This is a genomic window from Sulfitobacter sp. R18_1 (assembly GCF_017743915.1).
Classification (GTDB): domain Bacteria; phylum Pseudomonadota; class Alphaproteobacteria; order Rhodobacterales; family Rhodobacteraceae; genus Sulfitobacter; species Sulfitobacter faviae.
In genome coordinates this window covers 269830-284793 of sequence record NZ_JAGHRG010000002.1, presented here as the reverse complement: position 1 = coordinate 284793, position 14964 = coordinate 269830, and the positions used below count along the sequence as shown (strand labels likewise).

Here is a 14964-nt window from a genome sequence, read left to right as displayed (position 1 = left end):
TCGTTTCAGCAAAGCGGCAGCGCGAGAGGCTTAAAGCAACCCCGCCGCCGGTTTCAGCATTCCGGTCTCAAGCCCGCGCCAGTTCTTGATCGGCGCGTTCATCCGCTTGAGCGCGGCGGGGTGGTTGGCGTCCAGCGCCCCCAGTTTGACCATCAGCGCGGTGATCGCACATTCGGCGGCGCGGGTGGTGCCGCAGGCGGCTTTCAATGCGATGCCCAGCTTACGCTCGGGCCAGATGGCAATGAAGAACCCTTCGGCCCCGGTTTTCAGCGCGACCTTGCCATCCATCGCCCGCATCAGTTCCGTGCAGGCGCGACCTTCGCCCGCGACGAGTTCGGGGTGCAGGCGCATGGCTTCGTGCAGCCGCGCCTCGGCAGAGCCTTCGGGGGCGGCGGCGAAATGCGCCATGGCGCGGGCCATGCCGTGCAGGGTGCAAGCGTAATTCGGGGCCGAGCAGCCGTCGATCCCATAGCCGGGGGAGGTTTCTTGGGTGACCGTCTCGAAAGCCTCAAGGCAGGCTTTTTGCACCGCGTGCTCCGGCTTTTCGTAATCGGCACCGCCGCCCAGATGTTGGTTCAGCGTCAGGAAGCCTGCGTGTTTGCCCGAGCAGTTGTTGTGGATCTGGCAGGGTTTTTCATGGGCGCGGATCAGCCCCTCCATCGCGTCGCGGTCTGCGGGCTCCTGCGGGCCGCAGCGAAAGGCGTCGTCGTCCAGACCCAGCGTGTCGAGCCAGACGCCCACCCGGTCGGTGTGGATGGCGGCCCCTTGGTGCGAGGCGCAGGCCAGTGCCAGTTGCTCGGTGCTCAGCCCCGCCTTGTCCGCCGCGCCGGAATTGATCAGCGGCAGCGCTTGGATCATCTTGGAAGAAGAGCGCGGCAGAATGACCTTTTCCGGGTCGCCCCAAGCCTCGACGATCTGGCCGCTGGCATCGCAGATCACGGCGTGACCGGAATGCACACTTTCCAGAAAGGGTCCGCGCCAGATTTCCGCAAAGGGGGCTGCTTTGGTCATGAGGTTCATCCTGTTTCTGGGCGAAAACCTGCCAATCAGGGTTTCGTCGGTCGCGCGTTTGCCGTTATTGTGGTTGGTGTCGAACAGATAACAGACACCCGCGAGAGAGCAACCCGCCCAAGGTTGCCCGGTTGGGGTCTGTGGACGTGTTGAGGTCAAGGACGGCTGGAGGCTGGACAGATGGGAATGATGAAGACATGTGGTCTTGCACTTGGGGCGCTCGCCCTTGTGGCAAGTGGCGCAGTGGCGCAGGAGCAGAGCACCAACCGGGTGGCTGCCAAGACCGACTGGAGCGTCTTTGTAGAAGATAACCCGACGGAATGCTGGGGCGTCTCGACCCCCAAGGAAGTGGTCAACACGCGCGATGGGCGTGTGGTGGCGGTGAACCGGGGCCAGACATTGCTGATGGTATTCTACCGCCCTTCGGCAGAGGCCAAGGGTCAGGTTGCTTTCACCGGGGGCTATCCTTTCGCCTCGGGCTCGACCGTGACGATGAGCATTTCGGGCAATACCTATGAGTTGTTCACCGAAGGCGAATGGGCGTGGCCCGCGACAACGGCGGATGACGCCAAGATCATCGCTGCGATGAAACGCGGTGCGGATGCGACGCTGGTTGGCAAGTCTTCGCGCGGGACGCAGACCAAGGACACATTCTCGCTGCTGGGCTTCACCGCTGCGGTGGAAGATGCGGAGAAGCGCTGCGGGGGGTGAGCCTCTGCGATTTGAGAGTTTGGGACGGCCTCGCGATTGCGGGGCCGTTTTTGTTTGTGGTGAACGTGCCACCCGGGCCCGGGACAAGCCGTAGGCGCCGGGCCATCGCCTGCCCGCCCCACGGGTAGGCGATTTGGTGAGGCTGGGAGTGACTTCGCGGGCGCACATCATGGTTGAGCCATAAAGCGGTATCGAAGATATGTTGGTTCGCCGACCCGCGGGCGGGCGATGGCCCTCGCAGGAAAAAGCCGCGGCTTCCTTTCGGGAGCCGCGGCGCATAGTGCGTCAGCTATGTAAGCCTTAGGCCGCCCGCGAGAGCGGCGCCGCCACCTCTTCCTCGATAAACGCACCATGCAGCGCCTTGATCACCGGTTGCAGGCTCTCCCGCTCGACGATGAACTGCACATCCACGTTGCGTGGCCCTTGGCTCGCGCCAATCGCCGTCTCGCCAGCCTCTGCGATGGCCACGAGGCCACGCTGCAACACCGAGAGACCGTTCAGATCCCGCCCGATGACCGAGGCCATGGACAGCGTGCGAGTGGTGATCTCGGCGGTGGGGTAGATCTCGGCCAGATCCTTCTCCACCCGGCGCATCGTTTTCAGCGAAGCGTCCAGATAATGCGTGATCGTATTGGCGTTCGAGACCTTTGAGACGATCCGCACGTTGTGCCGCGTCAGCACGTCGAGGATCGCGGTGTCATAGCCTTTGACGCCGACCATGTCCTGCTCGAACAACTCCAGCGTAACGATGTCGAGACCGGTCACGATTTCCACCGCGGGCGCTTCGGCCTGACGGTCGTCGATCAGCGTGCCGGGGTCTTCGGGCTCGAAAGCATTGGTCACGCGCAGCGGCACGTCGGCTTGGCGCAGGGTCTTGGCCGCCTTGGGGTGGATCGCCTCCATCCCCATGTTCGAGAGTTGATCCGCCACGTCGTAGTTCGTGCGGCCGATCTTCTTGACGGCATGCTCGCCCACCAGTTTGGGGTCGCAGGACGACAAGTGGAATTCCTTGTGAATGATCGCCTCGCGCGCGCCGGTGAGAGCGGCGAGCTTGGAGAATGTCACCTCAGAATAGCCGCGGTCGAACTCGCGCATCAGACCTTCGGCGCATTGCGCATAGCCTGTGACGATGGGCATTTCCGTATGAGGGTCGATGCCCTCCATCGCCTGCGCGATGCGCTCGTCGAGGGTCACGTTGCCCTCGTCGCGCCACCCCGAGAGGTCGACGAAACGGGCGTTCACGCCAGCGCGTTGCAGCAGGATCGTGGTGACGAAGGCGGAATGCGCTTCGCCCAGACCGGACAACAATTCGCGGATTTGCAGCATGTGCTCCGACAGGCGGAAGTGGCCATAGGCGCAAAGGCGTTGCAGGTCGATCAGGCAGTTGCGGGCGCCATGGGTGCGCTCGGACACAAAGGCGTCGGCCTGTTCGATGTCGCCGGGATGCTCCAGCACCTCGCGGTGCACGCGCTGCATCTCGGCCGAGACGCGGGTCAGCGCCTCGTGCCAGCCGTGATCGTTGCTGGCATTGGCCAAATGGGCGTAAACGCCCGGCTCGCCGGATTTCTTATGCTCCAGCAACAGGTTCGTGATCCCGCCAAAGGCGGAGACCACGAAGACGCGCCCATAAATGTCCGCGCCCTTACGGTCACCGACAAAGAGCGTATCTTTGAGTTGGTTCACGCGGGACATGGACGTCCCGCCGATTTTTTCGACAGTGTGGGACGGTTGAGTCATAAAACTTAAGCGACCTCCTCGGCAGGCGCATAGGAACCATCTTCGCGGTGCACTTCGTTGCCGGTGACCGGCGGGTTGAAGCAGCACGCCATGTGCAGTTCTTCCTCTGCGCGCAGGGTGTGTTTGTCGTTCAGGTTCAGGGCGTACATCACGCCGGGGGTGATCTCATGCGTCTCGCCGGTGGCAAGATCGGTGATCGAGCCTTTGCCCTTCATGCAATAGACGCTCTCGAAGTGATGCTTGTAGTGGAACGTGTGTTCCGACCCGGCCTCAAGCACGGTGATGTGGAAGGAAAACCCCATCCCGTCATCGGCCAGAAGCATCCGTGTGGAGGTCCATTTCGCATCCGCCACGTGACGGTCTGTGCCCTGAAGTTTGTTAAAATCGCGTACAATCATCGGTATTACTCCGCTGCCAGTTTCATGTTGCCCGTCACATCGCGGGTCGCTTGAAGAAGGATATCAAAGCCTTCGCGCATAACCTTCTCCGGCGTGGTGAGCGGGGCAAGATATTTTACGATCTCGTCGTTCGCGCCCGATGTTTCGATCACGAGGCCCAATTCATAGGCACGCGCGCAGATCGCACCGGCCAGCTCGCCCGAGCCAACATCGACGCCCTGCATCAGACCGCGGCCTTTCAGCGTGGCGCCGTCGACCAGATCGGCCACATCCTTGAGCGCGGTGGTCAGCAGCACGGCTTTCTCGGCCAGCGACTTTTCGAAGGTGTCATCGGACCAGAACTTCTCAATCGCGACGCGGGCGGTGACGAAGGCATGGGTGTTGCCCCGGAAGGTGCCGTTGTGCTCGGCTGGCTTCCAGATGTCATGCTCCGGCGCGATCAGCAGGGCCGCGAAGGGCAGGCCAAAGCCGGAAAGCGATTTCGCCTGCGTGATCATGTCAGGCTTGATGCCGGAGGCCTCAAACGAAAAGAAGCTCCCCGAACGGCCACAGCCCGCCTGAATGTCGTCAACGATCAGCAGCGCGCCATGTTTGCGGGCGATCTTTTCGATGCCCTGCATCCATGCGTCGGAGGCCGCGTTCAACCCGCCTTCGCCTTGGATCGGCTCAAAGATAAAGGCCGCGGGCGCGTCGATGCCCGACGACGGGTTCGACAGCATCGCGTCGATCATCTCAAGCGTGTCCACGTTCTCGCCCAATGCGCCTTCGAAGGGCATGTGGGTGACATCGGCCAGCGAGCCGCCGCCCGCGCCGCCGCGCTTGCCTTTGTTGCCAGTCAGCGCCAGCGCGCCCATGGTCATGCCGTGGAAACCGTTGGTGAAGGAGATCACGTTGGTGCGGCCTGTTACCTTGCGCGCCAGCTTGATCGCGGCTTCGACGGCATTGGTGCCAGTCGGGCCGGTCATCATGACCTTATAGTCCATGCCGCGCGGCTTGAGGATTTTCTCCTCATAGGCTTCGAGGAAGGCCGCCTTGGTCTCACTATGAAAGTCGAGGCCGTGGGCGATGCCATCAGCGGTGATATGCTCCACCAGCGCCCGCTTCATGTCCGGGTCATTGTGGCCGTAGTTCAGCGAGGAGCAGCCGGCGAGAAAGTCGATGTAGCGGTTGCCCTCGCCATCGAACATTTCCGAGCCGCTGGCGCGGGTGAAAACGGCGTTCATGCCGCGGCAGTAGGAGCGGGCTTCGCTCTCGCGGCGGGTAAAGATGGTCGTGTTCTGTGCCATGTCCTTAGGCATAGGAATTCCTTTCTCTTCTAGAGAGTCTGTCGTGTGAATTGTCAACTGCGGTTTACGCGGCGCGTTTCAGCGCGGCGGCCTCGGGCAGCGTGATCGTCACCATATGTTCGGTGTCATGCGCGCCCTCGAAGTGGGCGTCTTTGGTAAAGTGGGGCGCATCGGAAAGATCGCCGCCGATGTGGTTCGCAAAGCTGCGGAACAGCCCCCAAGAGGCGTCGTTGTCGCGGGTGATCGTGGTTTTGAGGGTCTTGGCGGCCTCGGTCTCATCCCGGTTCACCAGTTCCATCAGCATGGTTTTACCCAGACCAAGGCCGCGGGCCTTGGGGCTGACGGCGACCTGCCAGACAAAGAAGGCGTCTTGGGCAGGAATCATATGGCCGGAGATCCAGCCAACGATATCGCCGTCCATTTCAGCCACGACACAGGTGTCGCGGAAGTGGTCGGCTTGGATCAGGTTCGCATAAAGCGAGTTTTCATCGAGCGGCTTGCAGTCGCGAATCAACCGCCAGATGGCGGCTCCGTCCTCGGCAATGGGCTTACGCAGCTTGGGTGTGCGGGCTTTTTTCATGTCGAGTTCATTCTGCATCCGTTCGGGGCTCCCTTGTTGTTTCGATAAGCTAAGTAAGCCATGCGCGGTGATACTTCAACATTCAAAGCAAATTACCTGAACATACGCTTATAGCGTTGTTTGAGCGCCATAGAACTGTGCATATTTGTTTCGTTTTACGAATGAAATTGGCCCGTTTCGCTTAGCTATACTAAGCGATCAGGCAGGTTTTGAGCGATTGCTGAGAATGCCGCCAATGTGCAATGATGCACCATGACGCAGAAACATCCCGACCGGGTCGACGAAAGTCTGATCGCTTTGCGCCGCATTTTGCGGGCCACCGAACTCTATGCGCGCGATCTGGCGCAGGCCGCGGGGGTGACCCCTGCGCAGTTGCGCGTTTTGCAGATCGTGGGAGAGAAGAAAGACCCGACCGCCAAGACCCTCGCCAATCAGATGGGGGTGAGCCAAGCCACCGTGACCGCCCTGGTCGACAAGCTGGTGGCGCGCAGCTTGGTCTCGCGCCAGCCTTCGGCGCAGGACCGTCGTCAGACCAACATCACCTTGACCACCCAAGGCGAGGATGTGCTGGAAGAAGCCCCCGATGCGCTGCAACAGCGCTACGTCCGCGCCTTTGCGGATCTCGCCGATTGGGAGCAGGCGCAGCTGGTGTCGTCGTTGGAGCGTGTGGCGGCGATGTTGAACGTGGACAGTCTGGATGCCGCGCCGGTTCTCGCGACCGGGGAATTGCGGACAACTAAGAAGACCTATTGAGCGCGGTCCCAGACCTCGGCGGCCAAACCCTTTTGCAAATCGCGCCTTTTCTTATATAGAGACCCATCCCTAGCCAGTGAGTCTTTGAAATGTCCGCTTCCGCGCCCATCACCCAAGACGTGATGACCCTTCCCCGTAAGCTGCCCGACGGGCCGATCAACCTTGTCGGCCTGACCCGCGACGCCATGCGCGACGCGCTGATCGCCCATGGCACGCCCGAGAAACAAGCGAAGATGCGTGTGGGGCAGATTTGGCAGTGGATCTACCAGTGGGGCGTGCGGGATTTCGACGCGATGACCAACCTCGCCAAGGGCTACCGCACTCAATTGGCTGAGAAATTCGTGATCGAAGTGCCCGAGGTGGTGACCCGCGCGGTCAGCGAGGATGGCACCCGCAAATACCTCGTGCGGATCGCGGGCGGTCATGAGGTCGAGGTGGTTTATATCCCCGAAGAGGGGCGCGGCACGCTTTGTGTCTCCAGCCAAGTGGGCTGCACGCTGACTTGCTCGTTCTGCCACACCGGCACGCAGAAGCTGGTCCGCAACCTCACGGCGGGTGAGATCATCGGTCAGGTCATGGTGGCGCGTGACGATCTGAGCGAATGGCCCGAGAGCGGCGCACCCAAGAACGAAACCCGGCTTTTGAGCAATATCGTGCTTATGGGCATGGGCGAGCCGCTGTATAATTTTGAGAACGTGCGCGACGCGATGAAGATCGCGATGGACCCCGAAGGCATCCAGCTGTCGCGCCGCCGCATCACGCTGTCGACTTCCGGCGTCGTCCCCGAGATTCACCGCACCGCCGCCGAGATCGGCTGCCAGTTGGCCGTGTCCTTCCACGCCACCACCGACGAGGTGCGCAACAAGCTGGTGCCGATCAACAAGCGTTGGAACATCGAGGCGCTGCTGGAGGCGCTGAAGGCCTATCCCAAGGTCAGCAATTCTGAGCGGATCACCTTTGAATACGTGATGCTGAAGGACGTGAACGACAGCGACGAGGACGCGCATCGTTTGGTCAAGCTGATCGAGGGCATTCCGGCCAAGATCAACCTCATTCCCTTCAACGAATGGCCCGGCTCGCCCTATGAGCGGTCGTCGAACAACCGCATTCGGGCTTTCGCCAACATCATCTATCAGGCCGGCTATGCCTCACCCATCCGCACTCCGCGCGGCGAAGACATCATGGCGGCCTGCGGTCAGCTCAAGTCGGCGACCGAACGGGCGCGCAAGTCGCGCAAGCAGATCGAGGCGGACGCGGGTCTGGGCGGTTAAGCCAGCCCCGCGCGTTCCCGCGAAAGCGCTTCTTCAGTGACCCCCTCGGCGGCGATGTCGCCGGGGATTTCCGCGCCTCGCACCAGTGCCGCCGCCGCGCGCGCCAGCGCCGGGGCGGTCTGGATGCCATAGCCGCCCTGACCGGCGAGCCAGAAGAACCCTTCACCCTCAGGATCATACCCCGCCACCGGATCGCCATCGGGCAAAAAGCTGCGCAGCCCGGCCCAGCGGCTTTCGATGCGCGGGCGCTCCAAGTCGAAGGCGGTTTCGATCCGGTCGATGCAGATCGCGATATCCAGTTCCTCGGGCTGCGCATCGCAGGGGGGCGAGGGCGTGGCATCGGCGGGCGAAATCAGCAGCTTGCCCGCATCGGCCTTGAGGTAGAACTGCTCGTCAATATCCACCACCATCGGCCAACGGTCCGGCACCATGCCCGCGGGCGGGGCCACCGTCAGCGCCGTGCGGCGTTTTGGGGTGAGGCCCGCAGGTTTCAACCCGGCCAGCGTGGCGATCTCATCCGCCCAAGCCCCTGCGGCATTGACGATCACCGGCGCGTGGAAGGTGCCTTGGTTCGTGTCGACCTGCCAGTCACCTTCTTTGCGAAGCGCCTGCACCTCGGCCTTGGTTTGCAAAACGCCGCCCCCGGCGCGGAAGGTCTTGAGGTAATGCTGATGCAGCCCGTTCACGTCGATATCCGCCGCCGAGGCGTCCCGCAGACCGCCGGTGGCATAGCCTTTGCGCAGCAACGGCACGAGCGTAGCCACCTCGGCCCCGCTCAGCGGGGTGACATGGGGGCCCAACTCCTCGGCAGTGCGGGCGAGCGATGCCTGCTGGTCCTGCCGCGCGACGAAGACCGCGCCGCGGGGTTCCAGCAGCGGATGCGCCAGATGCGGGCTGGCAGGGTCGTGAAAGAACGCGGCAGACGCACGAGAGAGGGCGCGGATCACCTCAGGCCCATAGGTCACCGTAAACAGCGCGGCAGAGCGGCCCGTGGTGTGATAGCCCGGCTGGCTTTCGCGCTCCAGCAGCAGCACCCGGCGGTCGCTGGACAGTTCAGCGGCGACAGAAGCGCCCGCTATGCCCGCACCGATCACGATGCAATCGAAACCTGTCGTTGAATTGTTCATACTCTGCCCTCTCTGCGCTGAGGCTAGCACCGCCTGCGGCGGGGCAAAAGGGCCGAAGCGCGGTCCGCCTCTGCCCCTGCGGGCAATCGGATAAATCCGCCATATTGTTGCAATTGCATGAAATTTTCGCCCGGCGCGGCAAGGCCGTTGACCGAACGCCGCGCCCGGCGCAGTCTGTCACAAAGGGCGCATGCGGTGATGCCGAACGCGCCCCGACCCACAGGAGTGCTGCCCCATGTCCGAACTGACCCTTTCCAAAACCCTTCCCGCGCTGACGTTGGCCTTTGGCCTGATGGCCTCGGCCGCCGCGGCTGCCGAGCTTGTCATCGGCATGCAGCAGGAGCCCACGTCGCTCGATCCCACGGCGGATGCCACCGCCTCCATCGACAGCATGATGACGCAAAACGTCTTCGAATCGCTGACCACCGTGGCCGAGAACGGGGAAGTGCAGCCCAATCTCGCGACTTCTTGGGAGGTGTCGGAAGACGGGCTGACCTATACGTTCAAACTGGCCGAGGGCGTGACCTTCCACGACGGCAGCACGCTGGACGCCGAAGATGTCGTCTATTCCTTCGACCGCGCCATGGGCGAAGACAGCGTGAACCCGTCGAAGGACATTTTCGAGCCGATCGAAAGCGTCAAGGCCGTGGATCCCCAAACGGTCGAGATCACGCTCACGAACAAGGATGCCTTCTTCCTGTTCAACATGGGGCAGGGCGACAGCGCCATCGTGGCCGCCGAGAGCGTGGAGACCAACAACGCCAATCCGGTGGGCTCCGGCCCCTTCAAGTTCGACAGCTGGACCCGCGGCGACCGGCTGACGCTGGTCAAGAACCCCGATCACCGCAACGCGGATGACGTGGCGCTCGACAAGGTGGTCTTCCGCTTCATCTCCGACCCGGCCGCCGCCACCGCGGCGATGATGGCCGAGGAGCTTGACGCTTTCCCCGGCTTCCCCGCGCCGGAACTGCTGCCGCAGTTCGAGGCCGACCCGCGCTTCCGCGTCAACGTCGGCTCGACCGAGGGCGAGGTGATCCTTGCCATGAACAACGCCAAGCCGCCTTTCGACAATGTCGAGGTGCGCCGCGCCGTGGCCACCGCCATCGACCGTGACGAGATCATTGAGGGCGCGATGTACGGCCAAGCCGTGCCGATCGGCAGCTTCTACCCGCCGCATGGCACCGCCTATGTCGACCTGACGGATGCCTATCCGCATGACAGCGCCAAGGCCGAAGAGATGTTCGAGGCGGCGGGGGTTGCGGGGGCCACCATGACCCTGCGCGTGCCGCCGTTCCCTTACGCCACACGCTCGGCCGAGATCATCCAGAACCAGCTCGCCGAGGCCGGGATCGACGCCAAGGTCGAGAATGTCGAATGGGGCTTCTGGATCGATGAGGTCTACAAGAAGAAGAACTACGACATGACCATCATCGCCCACACGAGCCCCAATGACATGGGCAATTTCGCCCGCGGCCCGGATTATTTCTACGGCTACGACAATGGCGAGATGACCGCCCTGTGGAAGAAGATCCAAACTGAGGTCGACCCCGAGGCGCGCAACGAGTTGCTGAAACAGGGCCAGCAGATGCTTTCCGACCAGTCGGTGCATGGCTTCCTGTTCCAACTGCCTCTCTTGGGCGTCTTCCGGCAGGAGGTCGAAGGCTATTGGTCCTCCTCGCCCGTGCTCTACATGCCGCTGAAGAACGTGAGCATCGCCGACTGACCTGAAACGGCCGCGGTGCCCCGGTGCCGCGGCTCTTGGACCTGACTTCGTGGCCTATTTCCTCTTCCGCCGCACGCTCGGTTTCGTGCTGACCCTGCTCGCCGTCTCGCTCGTGGTTTTTGCCGTGATGAACGTGCTGCCGGGCGATCCGGCGTTGACCATCCTTGGCATGGACGCCAGCGAGGATGCTTTGGCTGCGCTGCGCGATCAGCTGGGGCTGAACGAGCCGCTGATGACGCGCTACCTTGCGTGGGTCTGGAACGCGGTGCAGGGAGACTTCGGCCTCAGCCATTCCTTCCGCGTGCCGGTTTCGGAACTCATTGCCGAACGCCTGCCGATGACGATCTCTCTCGCGGTGGCGGGGATGCTTGTGACGCTGGTGCTGGCGCTGGGCCTTGGCATCACGGCGGCGGCACAGCATGGGCGTGCCGGCGACTGGGGGGTGATGTTCCTCAGCCAGCTTGGCATCGCGGTGCCCGCCTTCTGGTTGTCGATCCTGCTGGTCATGCTCTTTGCCGTGAAGCTGCGCTGGTTGCCGCCGGGGGGCTTTGCGGGCTGGGACGATCCGGCGGCGGCGCTGCGGTCGCTTATCCTGCCCACGGTGGCGCTGGCGCTGGTGCAATCGGCGGTGCTGGCGCGGGTCACGCGGTCCTCGGCGCTGGAGGTCATGCGGCAGGATTTCGTGCGCACCGCCCGCGCCAGCGGCCTGTCGCGGCGGCGGGTGCTTTGGCGGCATGTGCTGCCCAATGCGCTGGTGCCGATCGTGACCATCGTCGGCATGCAGTTCGCCGCCCTAGTGACCGGCACCATCGTGATAGAGAACGTCTTCTACCTGCCGGGGCTGGGGCGGCTGATCTTTCAGTCCATCGCCAACCGCGATCTGCCCACGGTGCAGGCTCTGGTGATGCTGTTCGCCGCCATCGTTGTGACGGCGAATTTCGTGGTCGATCTGCTCTACGTCGTCATCGACCCCCGGCTGAAGGCGCGGGCATGAAGCGGCTTCCGGCGAATTTTCTCCTGGGGGCGCTGCTGGTCAGCCTCGTCGTCGGGGTGGCGGCGCTGTCGCTTGTCTGGACCCCGCATGACCCGCAGGCGATGTCGATCTCCACCAAGTTCGCGCCTCCCTCTACGGAGCATTGGCTGGGCACCGATCAATTGGGCCGCGACGTGGTGGCGCAATTGATGGCGGCGGCGCGCAACTCGATGACCGTGGCGCTGGTGGCGGTGCTCTTGGGCGGCAGCATCGGCGTGGGGCTGGGGCTTCTGGCCTCCGCGCTTGGCGGCTGGGTCGAGGATGCGGTGATGCGGCTCGCCGACTTGGGCTTTGCCTTTCCGGCGCTTCTCTTCGCGATCATGCTGGCGGCGGTATTCGGGCCCTCGCTGACCAATGCGGTGCTGGCGATCTCCTTCATCAACATTCCCATTTTCGCCCGCGTCACCCGCGCCTCGGCGAACCAGATATGGACGCGCGATTATGTCGCCGCCGCGCGGGCCGCGGGGCGCGGGCGCTTCGCGATCAGCCGCGATCACATCCTGCCCAATATCGCCGCGGCGGTGATCGTGCAGGCCACCATCGAGTTCGCCGTGGCGATCCTCGCCGATGCGGCGCTGAGCTATCTCGGCCTCGGCGCGCAGCCGCCCGCGTCGAGCTGGGGGCGGATGCTGTCGGAGGCGCAGACGCTGATGTATCTCGCCCCGCAACTGGCGATCTATCCGGGGCTGTGCATCGTCGTGGCCGTGCTGGGGTTCGGCCTGCTGGGCGACGGGCTGCGCGACATCACCGACCCCCGACTGGTGCGCGCGCGATGATTGAGCTTAGCAATCTTTCGATCCATTTCGGCACTGCCGCCGCCCTGCGCGACGCCAATCTGGTGATCGAGCGCGGCGACCGTTTGGGGGTCGTCGGCGAAAGCGGTTCGGGCAAGACGCTGCTGGCGCTCTGTCTGATGGGCATGGCCCCCGAAAGCGCGCGGTTGACCGGGCAGCTGCGGATTGACGGGCAGGACATGGCCGACGCACCTGAGCGCGATTGGCAGAGGCTGCGCAGCCGCCGCGTGGCGATGGTGTTTCAGGAACCGATGGCGGCGCTGAACCCGCTGCGTCGGGTGGGCGACACGGTGATGGAGCCGATGTTGCTGCATGACGGGCTGACACGCAGTGCCGCCCGTGCCCGCGCCCTGAGCCTGTTCGAAGAGGTTGGCATTCCCGATCCCGACCGTCGCCTGCGCCAGTTCCCGCATGAGATGTCCGGCGGCCAACGCCAGCGGGTGCTGATCGCGCTGGCGCTGGCCTGCAACCCGATGCTGCTGATCGCGGATGAGCCGACAACCGCGCTCGACGCCAATGTGGCGCTGCGGATCACCGACCTGCTGCAACGGCTCGCGCGGGAGCGGCAGATGGCGCTGGTTTTCATCAGCCATGACCTCGCCGCCGTGGCGCGGGCGACCGAGGACATCGTGGTGATGTATGCGGGCGATATGGTCGAGCGGGGCCGCACGGCAGAGGTGCTGGGCACACCTGCCCATCCTTATACCAAGGGGCTCTCGGGCGCGCGGCCCGATCTGGGCGTGGCGGGGCGGGATGCACAAGGAAAACGGCGCAGGCTGCCGACCATTCCGGGCGCGGTCCCGCCGCTGCATGGGCTGCCGCAGGGTTGCCGTTTTGCGGGGCGCTGCCCGGTGGAGCTGCCTCATTGCGCCGCGCAGCGCCCGGCCTTCGTGCAGACCGACGCGGGGCGCGCTGCCGCCTGCCACCTGCTGACGGAGGGGCGCCATGACTGACGCGCCGCTTTTAGAGGTCCGCAACCTGACCCGCCGCTACAAACTGTCGCGCCAAAGTCTACTGCGTGCGCCGCCAGTGTTGACGGCTTTGGAAAACGCCTCCTTTTCGCTGCAGGCGGGTGAGACCTTGGGCGTGGTCGGGGAAAGTGGCTCGGGCAAATCCACTCTGGCGCGGCTGATCATGGCGTTTGAGCGACCGGACGCGGGCGCGGTGCTGTTTCGGGGGCGTGACCTGCATGGGCTCGGGGGGCAAGAATTGCGCAGCCTGCGGCGCGATTTTCAGATGGTGTTCCAAGACCCTTTCGGCTCGCTCAACCCGCGCCGCCGTATCGGCTGGTCCATCGCCGAGCCGCTGCGCGCCAATGGTGAGACCGAGGATATCCCCCACCGCATCGCCGAAGCCTTGGAGCAGGTCGGGCTGCATGCCACGGACGCGGGCAAATATCCGCATGAGTTCTCGGGCGGGCAGCGCCAGCGGATCGCCATCGCGCGGGCCATCGTCACCCGCCCCGCGTTGTTGGTCGCGGATGAGGCGGTCTCGGCCCTTGATGTCTCGGTACAGGCGCAAATTCTCAACCTTCTGATGGACCTGCAGGATGATCTGGGCCTCGGCATGGTCTTTATCAGCCATGACCTTGCGGTGGTCGGATCAATCTGCGACCGGGTGCTGGTGCTGCAGCATGGCAAGACCTTGGAAAGCGGTGCGGCGGCAGAGGTGTTGCGCAGCCCCGAGCACCCTTATACGAAAACCCTGCTGACAGCCGCAGGAGTACGCCCATGACCCGTTTCGTCCACCTGACCGACCTGCATATCTCGCATCCCGATCTGAACGACCCGCATCTGCATAGTGATACGCCCGCCACCCTGCGCCGCGTGGTGGAGGTGATCAACGCGATGGAACCCCAGCCCGATTTCGTGGTCGCCAGCGGCGATTTGACCAATCACGGCGACCAGCAAAGCTATGCCCTTGTGCGCGAGATTATGGAACCGCTGAAAGCGCCGCTGGTGATGGCCCTCGGCAACCATGACAAACGCGACGGGTTCAACGCGGTCTTTGCGCCGGGGTTGGCCGATGCGCCCTACTTCCACGATGCGCGGCAGGGCGATCTGCATGTCATCACGTTGGACAGCAGCGTGCCGGGCAAGGTGGCCGGGGCGCTGGACGACGCGCAGTTTGAGTTTCTGGAAGCCGCGCTTGAGCGTCATGGCGATCTGGCGAAACTCTTGGTGATCCACCACCCGCCGCGCATTGATCCCGCCGCCCTCGCATGGGGCAGTCTGGACGCAGCGAGCAGCGCGCGTTTGGCCGAGATGTTGAAGGGGCAGCGCGTGGCGGGCATCCTCTCGGGCCATGTGCATGTGAACCGGGTGAGCCATTGGCACGGCATTCCGGTGGTCATTTCCAACGGGCTGCATTCGACCATCGACCTGACCGAAACCCGCGACCTGCGTATCGTGGAGGGCACTGGATTCGCCCTTTGCGAATGGCATCCCAGCGGCTTGAGCGTTTCCTTTGCCCCGCTTGACCCGACGGCGTCTGAATTGGCGCGGATCGACCGGGCGCAGCTAAAATCCTTTGAGTAGAAT

The 14964-nt window shown here is 63.7% G+C and carries 15 protein-coding genes; 9 read left to right on the top strand and 6 right to left on the bottom strand.

Features of this window, described 5'->3' with window-relative positions:
* Positions 1-30: 30 nt before the first annotated feature.
* Complete coding sequence (locus J7392_RS06615; RefSeq protein WP_209216824.1) at positions 31-1011, bottom strand: asparaginase; 981 nt, start codon at positions 1009-1011, stop codon at positions 31-33.
* A gap of 189 nt (positions 1012-1200) precedes the next feature.
* Here J7392_RS06615 and J7392_RS06610 point away from each other — a divergent pair, with 189 nt between their 5' ends.
* On the top strand, positions 1201-1722 hold the full coding sequence (locus J7392_RS06610) for an invasion associated locus B family protein (protein ID WP_231886279.1): 522 nt from the start codon (positions 1201-1203) through the stop codon (positions 1720-1722).
* A gap of 300 nt (positions 1723-2022) precedes the next feature.
* Here the strand turns inward: J7392_RS06610 and J7392_RS06605 are convergent, their stop codons facing one another.
* Genes J7392_RS06605 through ectA form a run of 4 tightly spaced genes read right to left on the bottom strand, consistent with a single transcriptional unit; the run spans position 2023 to position 5741 of the window.
* Complete coding sequence (locus tag J7392_RS06605) at positions 2023-3459, bottom strand: aspartate kinase (RefSeq protein ID WP_067261587.1); 1437 nt, start codon at positions 3457-3459, stop codon at positions 2023-2025.
* A gap of 5 nt (positions 3460-3464) precedes the next feature.
* The gene (locus J7392_RS06600; protein ID WP_067261585.1) at positions 3465-3857 is read right to left on the bottom strand and encodes an ectoine synthase; all 393 of its coding nucleotides are present in this window, start codon (positions 3855-3857) and stop codon (positions 3465-3467) included.
* A gap of 5 nt (positions 3858-3862) precedes the next feature.
* Positions 3863-5155 (bottom strand): diaminobutyrate--2-oxoglutarate transaminase, encoded by a 1293-nt coding sequence (gene ectB, locus J7392_RS06595; protein ID WP_209216822.1) that lies wholly within the window; start codon positions 5153-5155, stop codon positions 3863-3865.
* A 52-nt stretch (positions 5156-5207) separates the two neighbouring features.
* Positions 5208-5741, bottom strand: coding sequence for a diaminobutyrate acetyltransferase (ectA, locus tag J7392_RS06590; protein ID WP_209216820.1), 534 nt, complete (start codon positions 5739-5741; stop codon positions 5208-5210).
* A 234-nt stretch (positions 5742-5975) separates the two neighbouring features.
* Between ectA and J7392_RS06585 the strand changes: the two genes are divergently transcribed.
* A complete protein-coding gene (locus J7392_RS06585) occupies positions 5976-6476 on the top strand; it encodes a MarR family transcriptional regulator (RefSeq protein ID WP_209216818.1) in 501 nt (166 codons plus the stop codon).
* An 89-nt stretch (positions 6477-6565) separates the two neighbouring features.
* Entirely contained in the window at positions 6566-7747 is a 1182-nt protein-coding gene (gene rlmN / locus J7392_RS06580) for a 23S rRNA (adenine(2503)-C(2))-methyltransferase RlmN (protein WP_209216816.1), read from the top strand.
* On the opposite strand, the gene J7392_RS06575 is transcribed toward rlmN, so the two are convergent.
* A complete protein-coding gene (locus J7392_RS06575) occupies positions 7744-8874 on the bottom strand; it encodes an FAD-dependent oxidoreductase (protein ID WP_209216814.1) in 1131 nt (376 codons plus the stop codon). The two genes, rlmN and J7392_RS06575, sit on opposite strands and share 4 nt — an antisense overlap.
* Positions 8875-9109: 235 nt before the next feature.
* On the opposite strand from J7392_RS06575, the gene J7392_RS06570 reads away from it, so the two are divergent.
* From J7392_RS06570 to J7392_RS06545, 6 genes are read left to right on the top strand one after another with little or no spacing between them, the layout of a single operon-like run.
* Entirely contained in the window at positions 9110-10597 is a 1488-nt protein-coding gene (locus J7392_RS06570) for an ABC transporter substrate-binding protein (protein ID WP_209216812.1), read from the top strand.
* A 49-nt stretch (positions 10598-10646) separates the two neighbouring features.
* The gene (locus tag J7392_RS06565) at positions 10647-11591 is read left to right on the top strand and encodes an ABC transporter permease (RefSeq protein ID WP_209216810.1); all 945 of its coding nucleotides are present in this window, start codon (positions 10647-10649) and stop codon (positions 11589-11591) included.
* Positions 11588-12406: an ABC transporter permease gene (locus J7392_RS06560; protein ID WP_209216808.1), complete on the top strand. Its 819-nt coding sequence runs from the start codon at positions 11588-11590 to the stop codon at positions 12404-12406. The genes J7392_RS06565 and J7392_RS06560 overlap by 4 nt, the downstream gene beginning before the upstream one ends.
* Entirely contained in the window at positions 12403-13377 is a 975-nt protein-coding gene (locus tag J7392_RS06555; RefSeq protein WP_209216806.1) for an ABC transporter ATP-binding protein, read from the top strand. The genes J7392_RS06560 and J7392_RS06555 overlap by 4 nt, the downstream gene beginning before the upstream one ends.
* Positions 13370-14158, top strand: a complete 789-nt coding sequence (locus J7392_RS06550) for an ATP-binding cassette domain-containing protein (protein WP_209216804.1) — start codon at positions 13370-13372, stop codon at positions 14156-14158. Before J7392_RS06555 ends, J7392_RS06550 begins: the two co-directional genes overlap by 8 nt.
* On the top strand, positions 14155-14961 hold the full coding sequence (locus tag J7392_RS06545) for a metallophosphoesterase (protein WP_209216802.1): 807 nt from the start codon (positions 14155-14157) through the stop codon (positions 14959-14961). The genes J7392_RS06550 and J7392_RS06545 overlap by 4 nt, the downstream gene beginning before the upstream one ends.
* Positions 14962-14964: the final 3 nt, after the last annotated feature.